Below are 16,561 nucleotides of genomic sequence, written 5' to 3'. Positions count from 1 at the left end.
TTTTATTTATGAAGTACCCCTATTTATTTTTTATGAAATGAATATTGGGGCAATAATATAAAATAGTATAATGCTTGTCGCTTCTATATTATTGAGGAATATAGAATTGTTAATTAACATATGAAGAGGAAGGTAAATATGTACAAGATAGCGGTAGCAGGAACAGGTTATGTTGGTCTAGTGGCAGGTGTATGTTTTGCTGAAGTTGGGCATCAAGTAACTTGTGTTGATATTGATGAAAAGAAAGTAGATTTAATGAAATCAGGTGTTTCACCAATCTATGAAGCTGGTTTAGAGGAATTAATGCAAAAAAATTATGCTGCTGGCAGAATTAATTATACAACTAATTATAAATCAGTATATAAAGATGCAGATGCGATTTTTATTGGTGTAGGAACTCCAGAACAAGCTGACGGTTCTGCAAATCTTTTATATATTGCAACTGTTGCAAAGCAAATTGCTGAAAGTATAGAAAAAGATTGCCTTGTTGTTGTAAAGTCAACTGTTCCGATTGGAACGAACGATAAAGTAGAGCAGTTTATTCAGGACTTTTTAGTTAATGATGTGAAAGTAGAAGTTGCATCGAATCCAGAATTTTTAGCTCAAGGTTCTGCTGTTCATGATACGTTATATGCAGAAAGAATTGTCATTGGTACAGAAAGTAAATGGGCTGAAGGAGTATTAATGAATCTTTATAAACCGTTTCATTTACCTATCGTTTCAGTAAATAGACGATCAGCTGAAATGATTAAATACGCTTCTAATGATTTTCTTGCCCTCAAAATTTCTTATATGAATGATATTGCAAATCTTTGTGAATTAGTTGGTGCGGATATCCAAGATGTTGCAAAAGGTATGAGTTTTGATGAGCGTATTGGAAGTAAGTTTTTAAATGCGGGCATCGGTTTTGGGGGATCATGTTTCCCTAAAGATACAAAAGCATTAGAATATTTAGCGAGACAACATGGTTACGAATTAAGAATAGTAAAGGCTACAATTGATGTGAATAAAGATCAAAAGACTTTATTATATAAAAAAGCTAGCCAAAGGTTAATTACTTTTAGTGGTTTAAAAGTAGCGGTACTAGGACTGACGTTTAAACCTGGAACAGATGATTTAAGAGAAGCTGCGTCTCTTGAAAATATCCCTTTACTATTAGAACAAGGTGCAGATATTTATGCGTTTGATCCAGTAGGTGCAAGCAACTTTGCTAAGGTATATCCAGAAGGTAAAAATAAAAATGGTAATATTACATATGTTGCTAATGTTGAACAAGCTTTAGAAGGTGCAAACGTCTGCTTTATTTTTACAGAATGGGGAGAAGTGAAAGAATTAGCTCCAGAAAATTATAAGAAGTTAATGAGAACGCCCCTAGTATATGATGGAAGAAATATTTATGATGTTTCAGCGATGCAAGAAGCTGGGATAGAGTATCATTCTATCGGAAGAAAAGCTACAAGTAGAGAATGTATGAGGGAGTCGGATTATATTGAATTACAAGCCTCTAGATAATAGTAAAGTATACCTTGTTACTGGAGCGGCAGGTTTTGTTGGATATTTCTTATCTAAGAAATTATTAGAACAAGGTTGCCAAGTAATAGGTATCGATAATATAAATGATTATTATGATGTAAATCTTAAATATGCTCGTTTAGAGCAACTGAAACCGTATGAGAAATTTACTTTTATTAAAGGTGATATTTCTGATAAGGATATGATTACTAAGCTTTTTGAAGAGTACAAACCAAATATTGTAGTGAATTTGGCTGCGCAAGCTGGTGTGAGATATTCAATTGAAAATCCGGATGTATACATTCAAAGTAATGTTATTGGTTTCTATAATATTCTTGAAGCATGTAGACATTTCCCGGTTGATCATCTTGTATATGCATCATCGAGTTCTGTTTATGGAGCAAATAAAAAGGTTCCTTTCGAGGAAACAGATTTTGTAGATAATCCAGTATCACTTTATGCATCTACTAAGAAATCAAATGAACTAATGGCTCATACGTATAGTCACTTGTATAAAATTCCTGCTACTGGGCTTCGCTTCTTTACGGTGTATGGTCCAATGGGACGTCCAGATATGGCTTACTTTGGTTTTACTGATAAGTATTTTGCTGGTGATTCAATCAAAATATTTAATAATGGTGATTTTGAAAATGATCTATATCGTGATTTTACTTATATAGATGATATTGTTGAGGGGATCCAACGTCTTTTAAGTAATCCACCTAAAGGCGATGTTGAACATAAAGTATTCAATATTGGAAATAATAATCCTGAAAAACTAATGGTATTTATCGAAACATTAGAGAAAGTACTAGGTAAAGCTTTAGGAAGAGAAGTGACATTTGAAAAGGTATTTGAGCCTATCAAACCAGGAGATGTACCGGCTACTTATGCATCAACTGATTTATTACAGGAGGCTGTAGATTTTAAACCTGAAACTTCTATAGAAAAAGGCTTACAGGAGTTCGCTAATTGGTATGTAAAATACTATACAGTAAAATAATCGTGATTCTTTTTGAAAAGGCCACTAGCGGCTTAGAATACTTAAGATATAATATACTAAATTAATATTTGTATTATCTGGAGATTTATTCAGAATGATTGAAAGATGAGGTCTATAATAATGAAAAAGAAAATTCTATTTTGGATATTAGGAATCATAGGAGTACTAATTATAGGTGGAGGAGTATACGCTTATAATGTATATTCTAAAGTCTCAAGTACATTAAATGAAGTTCATAAACCTTTAAAGCGTGATCAAGGTAACAAACAAGAAGAAAAAATTAATAAATCTGAACCTGTTTCAATCCTGTTGCTAGGTGCAGATGAACGCGGTGAAGATAAAGGGCGTTCTGATTCTTTAATGGTCATTACTTTAAATCCGAAAAACAATTCTATGAAGACGTTAAGTATCCCTCGTGATACGTATACGGAAATTGTAGGTAAAGGAAAAAGTGATAAAATTAATCATGCTTACGCATTTGGTGGCGTGGATATGTCTGTCGCAACAGTCGAAAAATTCTTAGGTGTGCCTATTAATTACTACATAGAAGTTAATATGGAAGGATTTAAGGATATTGTTGATGCTGTGGGCGGTGTTGATGTAAATAATGATTTAGAATTCTCTCTTGAAGGAAAGCACTTCCAAAAAGGGAATATTCATTTAACAGGTGATCAAGCTTTAGCGTATACTCGTATGCGTAAAGAAGATCCACGTGGTGACTTCGGTCGTCAAATGCGTCAACGCCAAGTGATGCAAGCAGTTATTAAAAAAGGTGCAAACTTATCTTCTTTAGCAAATTATGGAGATGTACTTACAGCAATCCAAAAGAACGTGAAAACAAACTTAACACAAGATCAAATGTTTGATATGCAAAAGAATTATAAGAATTGCTTGCAAAATAGTGAAGATATTCAAATCCCAGGTGACGGACATAAAGCAGCTGACGGTATTTGGTATTACTATGTTCCGGACGCAGCGAAGCAAGATTTAACAAATAAATTAAAAGCAAATCTTGAGCTAAAATAAGTAATAATACGGATAAACCCAACTCTTTTGGAAATAGTTGGGTTTATTTTTTGTTTTTATATTAGTATTATATAATGTAAGACTATTAGAAGAGGTGAAGGGAAGTAACTCTAAGATTCTAACATATGAGCAGGAGGAAGAACATGAGTTCAATTTTAGTATGCGGTGGAGCTGGTTACATCGGTTCTCACGCTGTAAAAAAATTAATAGATGAAGGCCTATCTGTAGTAGTAGTTGATAATTTACAAACTGGGCATGAAGATGCGATTACAGAGGGTGCAAAGTTTTATAAAGGAGACCTTCGTGATAAAGGTTTTCTAAGAGATGTTTTTAAACAAGAAAATATTGAGGCGGTTATGCATTTTGCAGCTGATTCTTTAGTTGGCGTTAGTATGGAGAAACCTCTTCAATATTATAATAATAATGTGTATGGTGCACTTTGCTTGCTAGAAGTAATGGATGAGTTCAAAGTAGATAAGTTTATCTTCTCTTCTACTGCAGCAACTTACGGTGAGGTAGATGTTGATCTTATTAATGAAGAGACGGTAACAAATCCAACGAATACGTATGGAGAGACGAAGTTAGCGATTGAAAAGATGCTTCATTGGTATAGCCAAGCTTCTAATTTAAAGTATAAGATTTTCAGATACTTTAATGTAGCTGGTGCAACGCCAAACGGTATTATTGGTGAAGATCACCGTCCCGAGACGCATCTTATTCCTTTAGTTTTACAAGTAGCTTTAGGACAACGTGAGAAGATTATGATGTTTGGCGAAGACTATAATACACCAGATGGTACTTGTATTCGCGATTATATTCATGTCGAAGATTTAGTAGCAGCTCATTTCCTTGGTCTTAAAGACTTACAAAACGGCGGGGAAAGTGATTTTTACAACTTAGGAAATGGAAATGGGTTTAGCGTTAAAGAAATCGTTGAAGCTGTTCGTGAAGTTACGAATCATGAAATCCCAGCAGAAGTAGCACCAAGGAGAGCGGGAGATCCAGCACGTCTAGTTGCTTCTTCACAAAAGGCGAAAGAGAAATTAGGATGGAATCCACAGTATGTAGAGGTTAAAATAATTATTGAACATGCTTGGAATTGGCATCAGAAGAAACCTCATGGCTATGAGAAGTAAGTAGAAATGGAAAAGAGAGGGTATCGTCGTTCAACATATGTTCGACAATACCCTCTCTTTTTTTGTATGATTTTTGCTATACTAAACTGTACTATAATACGGGATGGAAGGAGGATGATGATGAAAATACTTGTAGTTGATGATGAATCGAGTATCCGCAATTTAATTCGGATGCAGTTAGAGATGGAAGGATATGAAGTATTGACGGCAGCTGATGGGAGAGAAGCTTTAGAGAGATGGAATGAGCAGCCGGATGTACTCATTTTAGATGTGATGCTTCCTGATACGGATGGGTATGAGTTATTACGTTTATTCCGAGAGAAGGATCGTGATATCCCAGTGCTTATGCTGACAGCAAAGAGTCAGATGAATGATAAATTGCTTGGCTTGCAGCTTGGTGCGGATGATTATGTGACGAAGCCTTTTAATTATGCGGAGCTTATTCTTCGTGTGAAAAATATGAGTCGGCGTGTGAGGAAGGAGGAAGTGTCTTCTACTCATGAGGTGATCCGAGCAGGGGAATTGGTAATTTGTCCAAAGGAAAGAAAGGTACATGTGAGTGGGCAAGAAATTCAGTTAACGTATCGAGAGTTTAATTTATGTCAGTTGTTTGTTTCGAATCCTCAGCGTGTGTTCATGAGAGATGAGTTGCTTGAGAAAGTATGGGGATTTGAGTATATCGGAAATACGAGAGCGGTTGATATTATGGTGCAAAGACTTCGAAAGAAACTCGGGAATAGTGGGGAGCATATTAAGACGATTTATGGTGTTGGATATAAGCTTGATTGCTAAAAGGTGATGATATGTCTTTAAAACGAAATATGGTGTTTGGAATAGTTGGATTGTTGATTCCAATTCTTGTTCTTTTATACGCGGTTGTTTATATTGCACTGGAGAAGAATGTGTATCATAATGCGGCGGATTCCTTAGAAAAGTTAAGTGTGGAAGCGCAAATTTATACGATGAATTATTTAGAGAAGGAAGCAGAAGTAGAGACGTTAGGTCCTAATTCGCTTTTAATTGCTTCGTATTTAGCGAAGCGAATGGATGTCCGGGTGCAGATGATTGGGAAGAATGGAGATGTTGTTGCAGATACACAAAAAGGGGCATTACTTCATCGGAATATTGATATTGAGAGTTCTTTGAAGGGAAAGAAATCTTATGTTTTCGAGGAGGGAGACCCAGCTCCAATTCTTTTGTTTTCAAGTCCAGTTTATTATGGAAACGATGTCATTGGGAGTATTCGTTTTATAAATGAGTTAACGGATGAGAAGGAAGTTTTAACAAATGTGAGTTGGACGTTTTTGATGACGTCGCTTTGTTTAGTAGCTGCTGGTATTTTCTTTGCGATTCGTTTGGCGAAGTCTCTTCATAAACCAATTGATCAGTTAAGGCAAATGGCGCATCGGCTCGCGAATGGGGATTATGAAAGTAAGATTGAGCTGAATGAGTATGTGGAGATTGCACAGCTTTCAGCATCCTTTAATGCGATGGCTGATGGAATTGAACTGCATATTAAGCAGCTGAAGGAAGAGAAAGAGAAACAGAAAGATTTCTTAGACCGCATTACACATGAGCTGAAAACACCGCTTACGGCAATTATTGGTTATGTTGATTTAATTCCGAAGTTGCAGTCGAAGGAGGATGTGCAGGAGAGCCTCCGTTATGTGTCTGTAGAAAGTGAGCGTCTATTATCACTTGTAGAGGAATTACTTAAGTCTTCAAAGTACGGGAAGAGTACGTTTGAAGTGTCACCTACAGTCGTGAATATTAAAGAATTGGCAGAAGAAGCGGTTTCGATTGTGAAACTTAGGTTGCAGCAGTTTGAAATTGAAGTTATGAATGAGTTAACAGAAGTACACGTCGTTGCGGATTTTGATAAGACGAAGCAAATTTTCTTGAATGTGCTTGATAATGCGATTAAATATAGTGATGCTACGCAAGTTCGTATGAATGTAATTATAAATGAGCAGGAAGCGAAAGTTTTTGTTCATGATGATGGTATTGGTATGGATGAAGGTGTGCTTGCAGAATGGAATGAGTCTCCGGAAGGTAAGGTGCTTCCTTCAAGTTACGGGAATGGCTATGGTTTATACATTTGTCAGGAGATTATGAAGAAGCAAGGTGGAAGTATGCGAATTGAGAGTAGTGAAGAGATGGGGACTACAATATGCATTACATTTTTACTTCCGAGACGGATGGAAGACATAAAAAACTTGAAAGCGGTTAAATGATACATTTATGAAACAATTATGCGGTATTTTCGAAACAACGTTTTTTTATCTTGGAGGTAGGCAGAAATGAAAAGGCTATCATTTCAAATTCTTATGTTTGTCTTTTGTATGATCGTTTCTCTTATTTTGTTTTATGTTATTGAGAAGCAAATATATAATCGAATTACAATTGTGGATGACAAACAAGCCGTTTTACAAAGAGTGAATGAATCCCTTCCTACTGAAGTGAAAGTAAGGCATGAGAAGTGGGGAGAAATTGTTGTAACGGATGAAGTTCGTTTGCATACGATTGTTTCATTCTTTGACCGAATTCGAATAGAACCGAGAGAAGTGAGGAATCAAGAACAAGTATTTACTGGAGAAGTAACGTACTTGAATGGACATAAACGTACTTTTGCAGTAGGTGACTTGTTCCAGTATGAGGCTAATGTATACGGAAAGAATGGTACGGATCCGATGATCTCAGCATTTCAAACGTATTTGTTAAGTCTGTATTATACACCAGAGCGCATTAGTAATTTCTTTGCGGAGGCAAAGGAAGTTGTAGTGAGGCAAGGGGATGTAATACGTACTATAGATCTTACGCAAATATTTGATTCTATTCGATACGCAAAGCAAATTACAGATTACGGAGAAATTCAGAAATTATTACAATCACAGAATGAGCCGATTGCTTATATTACTGCCTATAAAACAGGCAAACGTGTAAAGAATGAGCGGGAGGATATTCTAACTATTTCTGTGTATCCATCGTACTTTGTTGTGCAATATCTCGGTGATAATAACGGGAATGTCATGTATATGAAGGGCTCCCTAGCAGAATTCCTTGTAAAGGAGAGTGTGTCATGAGAAAGATAGCCTTTTTCTTCTTTTTGCTAGTAATCGGAGGAGCGATGTCTAGTTGCTCTCGAGATACAACCTCTATTAAATATAATAAAAGTGGTCTCCCTATTTTGGATGATCGTCATCTCGTTGCGTATGTAGCGGCCCGCGAGGAAGTTGGTGAAGCTTTGCTTTCGTCATTTTGTAAACAACGCGGGTGTACATATGAATTTATTCGTCTATCGACAGAAGAACTTCTTCGGAGAGTAGAAGAGGAAGCTGGAAATCCGAAGGCGGATATTATTATTGGCGGTACAGTAGATGCGCATCAAATGATGAAGCAAAAGAACCTTTCTATTCCTGTTACGACCCAGCATGCGAACCGTATTTCAAAGACTGTTAAAGATAAAGATGGTTATTGGTACGGTTATGAAGTGGAGAAACTGGCAATCGCGATTAATAAAGAGCGGTGGAATGAAGAAATAGCGCCGCTCGGTCTTCCATATCCATCAAGGTGGCAAGATTTATTAGATCCGGTATATACGGGTAAGATTGCAATGCCTGATCCAAACGTTTCCGGCACAGCATATACTTTGTTTCAATCACTTATTGATACTTTAGGTGAAGAAGAATCGAAAGAGTATGTTAAGAATCTTGCAAGGCAAGTTGGTGAAGTAACGGTGAATGGTTATATGCCCGCAGAACTGGTTGCGAGCGGTGAATATATGATAGGCATCAATTTTGCGGGAGATCAGAGAATGCTTCAGAAACAAGGCTTTCCTATTGTAAGTAACGAACCTGAGCAAACAGGATTATCTGTTAATGCGATTTCGAAACTGAAGCGTGCACCGAGTGGTTTTATAGCGGACTTATTTATTGATTATTGTTTATCAGAAGAAGCGGGGCACATTTTAGAAAAAGTTTCGTTTGGCGTACCAACGATGTTTGCGAAGAATCAGAAAGAGATAGAAGGTCAGCCGGTTAGAAGGACGAACAAAAATATATCAAATAGTGGAATAATCGAGATATGGAATAGACAGCGTCTCTCTCAGCAGTGAGAAAAGGAGACGAAAGAATATGTTTAAATGGCTTAAGCCAGCACCTGCAATTGAGAGATTGCCGGCGGATATGATTGACAGGGTATACAAATTATTACGTATTCGTGTGCTAATGGGAATTTCAGTTGGGTATGCTGCTTATTATTTAGTGCGTAGTAACTTTACGTTATCAAGTACGTATTTAGTACAAGAATATGGTTTTAGTACAGCGGAAATTGGATTGCTAGGTTCAGTAATGGCAATTGTTTATGGATTTAGTAAGTTCTTTATGGGGAATTTATCCGATAAAGCTTTCGCCCAGCGCTTTATCGCAGTCGGATTATTCTTATCGGGGCTTGTAAATATTTGTTTCGGTTTTGCATCTTCATTTGGGATGATTGTTACATTACTTGTCTTAAATGGTATTGTACAAGGTATGGGAGCACCACCTTGTAGTATCGTTATGACGAAATGGTTCTCGAAGAAAGAACGTGGTACGAAAACAGGTATTTGGAATATTTCACATAACGTTGGTGGAATGCTAGTGCCGCCCCTTGTCGGAATTGGTGTAGGTATTTTCGGTGAAAATCATTGGCAGGGCGGGGTATTTATTTTCCCAGCGATTATCGCAATGGTAATTGCAGTTCTTGTTTGGATTAATGCGAAGGATACACCAGAATCTGAAGGTCTTCCTCCAATTGATGAGTATCGTAATGACTATGAAAATCTTGAAAAAGCAGATAATGCTAATAAGATGTCACCGAAAGAAATTTTAATGAAATATGTAGTGACAAATAAGTTCGTTTGGTATTTATGTATTGCAAATGCATTTGTTTACTTAATTCGTTTCGGTGTTATTAACTGGGTTCCGCTTTATTTAACGACAGTTAAAGGTTTTTCAAAAGCAGAAGCGCATGCTGCATACGCGATTTTTGAAGGTATGGCAATTCCAAGTTCATTAATCGTTGGTCTTTTAAGTGATAAGTTATTTAAAGGAAAACGTATGCCATTATGTATTATGAGTATGGCCGGAGTTGTTGTTGGTACGGTTGTATATTGGCAAGCATCTAGCGTACTTGTTGTAAGTATTGCAGTTTCTATTATCGGTTGTTTAATTTACGTACCACAGTTTTTAATCGGTTTAAGTGCGATGGAATTAGTACCGAAATTTGCAGTAGGTACAACAGTTGGTATGTGTGGTCTGTTCGGTTATGTAGGCGGAAGTCTTGTAGCAAACGCAGCAATTGGTGTTATTGTTGATCGTTCTGGCTGGGATGGCTGCTTCATCTTACTATTAGCAGGCGGTATTTTATCAACAGTATTCTTATTTATCGTGCAACGTGGGCATGAAAGAAAAGGTCCTAAAGTGGCGTAATAGTTTATTCAGAAAAGCGATCCAATCATTATTTTGGATCGCTTTTTTTATATAAGGAAACCTTTCCTTAAAACTATCTTAAAAGATAGAATGTCATATTTCTAATCATTGGTATTTTTGTTACAATATAAATGATTGTGTAAAACTTTGTAAAATGAGTGTAACAATGTAAGTGGGGATGCAATTTTCCGAAAGTTTTATACAATTAAATATCTATTAAACTATTAAGATATAAAAGGAGAGAGAATATGTTACCAAATACGGTTCGTACTCCAAACAAGAAGAAGAAATGGATTATCATCGGAGTTATTGCACTAATTGTTATTGTAGCAGCAGTTAATATTTTTGTTATGCAAGGTAAGAAGAAAGGTACGGCGAAGACAGATGCTGTAAGTTTTGAGAAGGTGACAGAGCGAAAGCTTAATAATACGAAGTTAATTTCTGGTCAAGTAAAGCCAGGAAATATTGAAAGTTTCTATGCGGATCCGACTAAAGGAAAAGTGAAAGATATTGCAGTGAAAGAAGGACAAGAGGTAGAAAAAGGAACGAAACTATTCTCTTATGATAATGAAGAAATTAATCTTCAAATGAAGCAAGCTGATCTTGATCAGAAGATGGCTGATATGCGTTACGATCAAGGGAAAAAGAAGATTGATTCATTGAAGAAAGAAATTAAGAAGGTAAAAGATAGTGGGGCTGGGAAAGAAGTAACAGACCCAATGGAAGAGCAAGTAAGCGAATTAGAAATGGCACAAAAAACAACTGATCTTGAAAAAGAAAAAGGAAAGTTACAAAAAGAAGAGTTAAGTAAAAAACAGAAAGAACTTACGATTTATAGTAATTTCACTGGTGTTGTACAAAAGTTAGACAAAGATGCGGCACAAAGTTCATCTCAAGCGTTAGGTGGTCAAGGGAAAGCATTTTTACAAGTTGCTTCTAAAGACCCGTTCCAAGTTCAAGGGACTTTAACAGAGCTTCAAAAGTCACAAATTCAAAAAAATCAAACGTTCACTGTAACTGCGAAAGCAAATAATAAGAAAAAGTGGACAGGTAAAATTACGGAAGTAAGTGAATTCCCAACGAGTGCAGAGATGGCTCAAGCTGCTGGTGAGGGAACTCAAAATATGTCTCAATATACATATAAAGCAAGTCTTGATAGCCAAGATGGTTTATCTCCAGGTTATCACGTTTCTCTGCAAGTAAATTTAGAGAATAAGACAATGATTGCTGTTCCAAGTAAGAGCATTGTAGAAAAAGGCGAAGATGCATTTGTTTATATTGAAGAGAAAGGAAAGCTTCGTAAACAAAATGTGAAAAAAGGTTCTACTGATGGAGACTGGACAGAGATTGTTGAAGGCGCAACAGTGGGGCAAAAGGTGGTTAAAAATCCTTCCGACGACGTGTATGACGGAATGGAAGTGAAAGAGAAATGATTACGTTAAATAATATTGCTAAGACGTATTATCAAGGGAAACTTGCGGTGCCGATTTTACATGGTATTAGTTTAACAATTCAAAGCGGTGAGTTCGTTTCTATTATGGGACCGTCTGGTTCTGGTAAATCAACGCTTATGAATATTATCGGTTGTTTAGATCGTCCAACAGAAGGTGAATATATGTTGAATGATGTGAATATCTTAACAGCAGACGAGTCAAAACTAGCTTTAATTCGTAATGAATATATCGGCTTTGTGTTCCAGCACTTTAATTTGCTGCCGCGTCTTTCCGCAGTGGAAAACGTTGAACTTCCGCTCATCTACGGTGGAGTGAAGAAAGCAGAGCGTCGTCAAAGAGCTCTTGAAGCGCTTGGAAAAGTTGGATTATCAGATAGAGTAGACCATTTACCTAGTGAATTATCAGGTGGACAGAAGCAACGTGTAGCTATCGCAAGATCGATTGCAAATAATCCAACGTTCATTATGGCCGATGAGCCGACAGGTGCGCTTGATACGAAGTCTGGTGCACAAGTTATGGATATTTTCACGAAGCTAAATGCAGAAGGTACGACGATTGTTATGGTTACGCATGAAGAAGAGGTAGCAGCGTATTCTTCCCGCCGCATTGTACTGCGAGATGGGAAAATTACGGAAGATAGAAGGTGTGCAGTATGAGTTTACTAGATAGTATAAAAATTGCCCTATCTTCTATTTTAGCTCATAAACTGCGTTCAGCTCTTACGATGCTCGGTATTATTATTGGTGTTGGTTCTATTATTACTGTCGTTGCGATTGGGCAAGGCGGGGAAGCGATGCTGAAGTCGAAATTCGCAGGTTCTGGTGGTAATAACCTTATGCCAATTCAATTTAAACCAGATATTAATGATGAGTTTGCTATAGGTGGATTTCAAATACCGAAGTTAACTGAAGAGGATATTTTGGAAGTAAAACAAGTGAAAGATGTTTCACACGTTATTACGACAAACCAGAATTCAGAGGTACTTGATGTAAATGATAAAAAAGCAAATCTAAATGTTATTGGTCTTGATAATGAATATTTTGCGGTTAATAAAGTAAAGGTCGTAAAGGGACGTACTTTAAATGAATCCGATATTTCTCATGCAAATAACGTTGTGATGATTAGTACAAAAACAGAAGAGACGTTATTTAAGGACGTAAACCCAGTTGGACAAATTATTGAGATGAAGGGGCAGCCAATGCAAATTATTGGTGTGTATACATCTGACAATGAGTTTATGGGATTTGAAATGGAAGAAGCGTTAATTCCCCTTACTTTATGGCCTGTTTTATACGGAACAGATGAGATTCAAAGTATAGCAATTCAATCTAAAAATGTAGACAATTTAGAATCAGCAGGGAAACAAGCTGTTGATGTATTAAATAGTCGTAAGCCAAGTGAAATTCCAGGTAAATATGAACTGGTGAATTTAAAAGAGTTCCAAGAAAATGTTTCTAAAGTTACTAATATCATGACGATGATCATCGGTGGTATAGCTGGTATTTCATTAGTCGTTGGTGGTATCGGTGTAATGAACATCATGCTCGTATCTGTAACAGAGCGTACGCGCGAAATTGGAGTACGCAAAGCGCTTGGGGCAACGCGTAGTAAAATTTTATTACAATTTTTAATTGAAGCGGTTATGTTAACGCTTCTAGGTGGTTTGATCGGAATTGGTCTTGGATATGGCGGGGCATATATTGTTTCCACATTTGCGAAATGGCCACCGCTCGTTTCATGGGAAGTTGTCGTTGGAGGCGTATTGTTCTCTATGACACTCGGTATTATTTTCGGATTAATTCCAGCAAACAAAGCTGCGAAATTAGATCCAATCGAAGCACTTCGTTATGAGTAGATTATTAGTGTAGTAGAGAAGTTCTCTACTACAAGTTACCGTTCTAGTGGGCGGTTCGTAGCCTCTACATGAGGATGTGAACCGCCCGTTAGAACGGGTTATATAAATAGAGGGAGGCGTTATAATGGAAGCGAATATTAATACGCAAGATGTAGGTTCGAAAAAGCCATCATTATTTGGAATGATTACATCTCCAGGTGTGCAGTTTGAGAGAATGAAAACGAAAAGTCCGGTTTGGGGGGCATTTTTCCTGTTTGCTATACTTGGGACAATCACGGCAGCGGTAGTGGCTTATTTAGCGTTAGTTAATACTCAGGAGTTGGCAAAAGAGCTTAAGGGCGATTCAGCAGGTATGGTTAAAGGGTTTACTCTTGGAGGGGGAGCGATTTTTGGTTTCCTTGGAACAATTGTTGGTTTGTTTATTGTAGCTGGATTTTATAAGGTTATTATGATGTTCATGAGTAATGATACACCGTATATGAAGATATTATCTATTTACTTATATGCAAATATTGTTTATTATCTTGGTGGTATTCTAAATGCAGTGCTAGGTTTTATTCTTGGTGGAACTGGTACTGATAAATATACAAGTTTAGCGCCTTTATTTGATCAGGGAACGATTGCTTATGGTATTGGTTCTGCGTTTGAAGTGTTTAACATTTGGAGCTTGATCTTAACTGGTTTAGGCTTGCATATCGTTGCCGGTTTAAGTAAAAAACAGGCAATAATTTTAATTTCTATATTCTTTATCCTTACAATTGGATTTAGTATGTTAGGCGGTATGTTCTCTGGCTTTGGTAAGTAATATGTTATTTTGAAAAGGTGGCTCTTCCTAGAGTCACCTTTTTTATTTTTACCCCTATTTCAAATACCCCCAGCAGAATTTCAAATTCTGCCTAGTGTAATTTCAAATTACGGCTGCAGTATTTGAAATTACCCACAATGAAATTTCCTTTCTCATTTTATATTGTAGAGGTACCGCGGAATACTGAAGAGGTATACCTTTTAGAAACGGGCACTGTGTGAAGCCAGCGACTTTTGCAGATACGGTTGTTTTGTATGAAGGTATGATTGTAAATCAAATAAAGAGGTTAAATATTTACCAAGATTATGAAGAGTATTATCAATGTGGTTTAATTGGTCTTTGGCATGCTTATGAAAGGTATGAGGAGGAGAAAGGGAGTTTTCCTGCTTATGCGGTTGTAACGGTACGTGGTTATATATTGGAAAGGTTGAAGAAAGAATGCGTAGTGCAAGAGCGCTATGTATGCACGGACGAGTATGAGGAACGATTTGAGTGTGAAGATGCTGGAACGAGGGCGAAGGATTTTATGAGTGTGTTAGATGAGAGGGAGAAGCATATCATTTCAGAGCGATTTTTTACAGGGAAAAATATGGGAGAGATAGCTTCTGAAATGGGGATGACGTACTATCAAGTGAGATGGGTATATCGACAAGCACTTGAGAAAATGAGAGATAGTGTAAGGGGATAAGAATAATAAGTAGAATGGAAGGCAAAGGAAATATTGCGTTCCATTCTATTTACTTTAAGGCAGTAAATGTGGCAAGAGGTTTTTTAAGGTAATGAATCTTTCATGTTCATTCGGGATAATACATGTCCAGATTTGAAAAATTGTTGCTGTAACTTATGAGAACCTATTTGTATTGTTATGGTAGTTCCGTTAAAAAAATGAATGTTAGCTTTGTTAGTTTTTTTGGAAAACTCTATCTCATCTATATGGTTATAGAACAACCAAATGCAGCTTGGAGAAGAAGGAGATTCTGTTGGGAAAACGCAAATATATTCTTTGTGATTAATCGGAATTGGAACATTTTGTTTGAGCTTAAAGTTTATTTGGACTGCATGACGTCTACCTTGATAAGTAGAATGAACATGTGTTAGACAAGATTTCTTTATGAGTTGGATAGCTGTTTGGCAAGAGTACAGAGGGTTTCCGCTACTGTCGATAATTTTTGTCCGGTAATAAGGGTGTTTGCAAGGTTCGAGCATCATTGTAGAACTAGAAATAAAAATATCATTTTCATTATCCATGATTCTAAAATCCTCCCTTATAAAAATTGTTATTCTGAATATAATTATATACGAATTATGTAAAATATTATTAATCTTTTGTTTCGTATTGTAAATTTTTACGGTTCGTTTACAATCAATAGATGATAGTCTTTCTAATTTGCATCGCTTGTACATATATATGAAAATAGAAAAGAGTAGGCGGTGATATAGCATGAAGAAAAAGTATATTATTATGGCTCTAGCTGTTGTTCTCTTAGTTTATTTAGCAAACAGTAATCCGGGTAAGGGAGAATATACGGATTGGGCAGCAAAACAATTTATGAAGCGTAATGATGTGAGTAAGAAGCTAGACGAGGTTGAGAAAGAAAACAAAGAGGGTATACTTGGCGATCTAGCATCGGCGGGAAAGAAATTGGCAAATAAGTATGTTGAGCCACAAGTTGGATTATTAATCGATCATTATACAAAGCGAAATGATTATATTTTCTTCTCGACATATAAGACAGAGTTTGATGTAGGCGGAGAGAATTATAAGTATGTTTGCGTTGGCTTTTCAAACATCTTTATCCCGATTGAAATGCCGAAGAAAAAAGACGAATCTGCAAAATAATGCAGATTCGTCTTTTTGATTTACGGAGTAATCTGAACTTCAGATAAAGTTTTTTTGGTTCTGGTGCAAACACTCCAAAACGCTTGTAAATGACCTCCTAAACTTGGACATACTGATATTAGTACTCTAAAAAAGGATGTGATTGGTATGGAAGAGAACAATCTATTCAAGTGGAAACATTCTCAACCGGATATTATTTTATTAACCGTGAGATGGTACCGGCGGTATAGCATCAGTTTTCGTGATTTAGTTGAAATGATGGAAGAACGTGGGCTATCCCTTCCTTAAAACAATTTGACCTATCGTCAAAAGAAACTACGCTTTTGCTAGACTAAGCTGATACTTAATGAGACTAAGCTGATACTTAATGAGACTAAGCTGATACTTAATGAGACTAAGCTGATACTTAATGAGACTAAGCTGATACTTAATGAGACTAAGCTGATACTTAATGAGACTAAG

The 16,561-nt window shown here is 36.6% G+C and carries 16 protein-coding genes and 1 pseudogene; 16 read left to right on the top strand and 1 reads right to left on the bottom strand.

Annotation, left to right across the window (positions count from 1 at the left end):
- Positions 1 to 138 precede the first annotated feature (138 nt).
- The 14 genes from AC1DKZ_RS15070 (at position 139) to AC1DKZ_RS15005 (ending at position 14,947) form a co-directional block, all read left to right on the top strand.
- Complete coding sequence (locus AC1DKZ_RS15070) at positions 139 to 1,512, top strand: UDP-glucose dehydrogenase family protein (RefSeq protein ID WP_002184609.1); 1,374 nt, start codon at positions 139 to 141, stop codon at positions 1,510 to 1,512.
- On the top strand, positions 1,490 to 2,515 hold the full coding sequence (locus AC1DKZ_RS15065; RefSeq protein ID WP_476996543.1) for a GDP-mannose 4,6-dehydratase: 1,026 nt from the start codon (positions 1,490 to 1,492) through the stop codon (positions 2,513 to 2,515). Before AC1DKZ_RS15070 ends, AC1DKZ_RS15065 begins: the two co-directional genes overlap by 23 nt.
- A 120-nt stretch (positions 2,516 to 2,635) precedes the next feature.
- Positions 2,636 to 3,541, top strand: a complete 906-nt coding sequence (tagU, locus tag AC1DKZ_RS15060) for a polyisoprenyl-teichoic acid--peptidoglycan teichoic acid transferase TagU (protein WP_002184611.1) — start codon at positions 2,636 to 2,638, stop codon at positions 3,539 to 3,541.
- 143 nt (positions 3,542 to 3,684) lie between these two features.
- Positions 3,685 to 4,677: a UDP-glucose 4-epimerase GalE gene (gene galE, locus AC1DKZ_RS15055; protein ID WP_002184612.1), complete on the top strand. Its 993-nt coding sequence runs from the start codon at positions 3,685 to 3,687 to the stop codon at positions 4,675 to 4,677.
- Between the two features lie 120 nt (positions 4,678 to 4,797).
- Complete coding sequence (locus tag AC1DKZ_RS15050) at positions 4,798 to 5,469, top strand: response regulator transcription factor (RefSeq protein WP_002184613.1); 672 nt, start codon at positions 4,798 to 4,800, stop codon at positions 5,467 to 5,469.
- Positions 5,470 to 5,480: 11 nt separating this feature from the next.
- On the top strand, positions 5,481 to 6,911 hold the full coding sequence (locus AC1DKZ_RS15045) for a HAMP domain-containing sensor histidine kinase (protein ID WP_002184614.1): 1,431 nt from the start codon (positions 5,481 to 5,483) through the stop codon (positions 6,909 to 6,911).
- A gap of 66 nt (positions 6,912 to 6,977) precedes the next feature.
- Entirely contained in the window at positions 6,978 to 7,760 is a 783-nt protein-coding gene (locus AC1DKZ_RS15040; protein WP_016127655.1) for a DUF3919 family protein, read from the top strand.
- Positions 7,757 to 8,791: an ABC transporter substrate-binding protein gene (locus AC1DKZ_RS15035; RefSeq protein ID WP_002184616.1), complete on the top strand. Its 1,035-nt coding sequence runs from the start codon at positions 7,757 to 7,759 to the stop codon at positions 8,789 to 8,791. Before AC1DKZ_RS15040 ends, AC1DKZ_RS15035 begins: the two co-directional genes overlap by 4 nt.
- 19 nt (positions 8,792 to 8,810) lie before the next feature.
- Positions 8,811 to 10,145 carry an MFS transporter gene (gene pgtP / locus AC1DKZ_RS15030; protein WP_002184617.1) on the top strand — a complete coding sequence of 445 codons (1,335 nt, stop codon included), beginning with the start codon at positions 8,811 to 8,813 and terminating at the stop codon, positions 10,143 to 10,145.
- Between the two features lie 248 nt (positions 10,146 to 10,393).
- Entirely contained in the window at positions 10,394 to 11,578 is a 1,185-nt protein-coding gene (locus tag AC1DKZ_RS15025; protein ID WP_003192865.1) for an efflux RND transporter periplasmic adaptor subunit, read from the top strand.
- Positions 11,575 to 12,255 carry an ABC transporter ATP-binding protein gene (locus tag AC1DKZ_RS15020; RefSeq protein WP_002089682.1) on the top strand — a complete coding sequence of 227 codons (681 nt, stop codon included), beginning with the start codon at positions 11,575 to 11,577 and terminating at the stop codon, positions 12,253 to 12,255. The genes AC1DKZ_RS15025 and AC1DKZ_RS15020 overlap by 4 nt, the downstream gene beginning before the upstream one ends.
- Positions 12,252 to 13,454 carry an ABC transporter permease gene (locus AC1DKZ_RS15015; RefSeq protein WP_002089681.1) on the top strand — a complete coding sequence of 401 codons (1,203 nt, stop codon included), beginning with the start codon at positions 12,252 to 12,254 and terminating at the stop codon, positions 13,452 to 13,454. Before AC1DKZ_RS15020 ends, AC1DKZ_RS15015 begins: the two co-directional genes overlap by 4 nt.
- Positions 13,455 to 13,578: 124 nt before the next feature.
- Positions 13,579 to 14,259 carry a YknW family membrane protein gene (gene yknW, locus AC1DKZ_RS15010; protein ID WP_476996542.1) on the top strand — a complete coding sequence of 227 codons (681 nt, stop codon included), beginning with the start codon at positions 13,579 to 13,581 and terminating at the stop codon, positions 14,257 to 14,259.
- A 217-nt stretch (positions 14,260 to 14,476) separates the two neighbouring features.
- The gene (locus tag AC1DKZ_RS15005; protein WP_002089676.1) at positions 14,477 to 14,947 is read left to right on the top strand and encodes a sigma-70 family RNA polymerase sigma factor; all 471 of its coding nucleotides are present in this window, start codon (positions 14,477 to 14,479) and stop codon (positions 14,945 to 14,947) included.
- An 83-nt stretch (positions 14,948 to 15,030) separates the two neighbouring features.
- Here the strand turns inward: AC1DKZ_RS15005 and AC1DKZ_RS15000 are convergent, their stop codons facing one another.
- The gene (locus AC1DKZ_RS15000; protein WP_044439437.1) at positions 15,031 to 15,507 is read right to left on the bottom strand and encodes a competence protein ComK; all 477 of its coding nucleotides are present in this window, start codon (positions 15,505 to 15,507) and stop codon (positions 15,031 to 15,033) included.
- A 193-nt stretch (positions 15,508 to 15,700) separates the two neighbouring features.
- Between AC1DKZ_RS15000 and AC1DKZ_RS14995 the strand changes: the two genes are divergently transcribed.
- Together AC1DKZ_RS14995 and AC1DKZ_RS14990 are read left to right on the top strand one after the other, a co-directional pair.
- Positions 15,701 to 16,099, top strand: coding sequence for a DUF4359 domain-containing protein (locus AC1DKZ_RS14995; protein ID WP_003192852.1), 399 nt, complete (start codon positions 15,701 to 15,703; stop codon positions 16,097 to 16,099).
- A gap of 147 nt (positions 16,100 to 16,246) precedes the next feature.
- A pseudogene (locus tag AC1DKZ_RS14990) lies at positions 16,247 to 16,381 on the top strand (IS6 family transposase); the annotation flags it as partial.
- Positions 16,382 to 16,561: the final 180 nt, after the last annotated feature.

The organism is Bacillus sp. 05T21, assembly GCF_056396785.1.
This window is presented reverse-complemented; position numbering and strand designations above follow the sequence as displayed.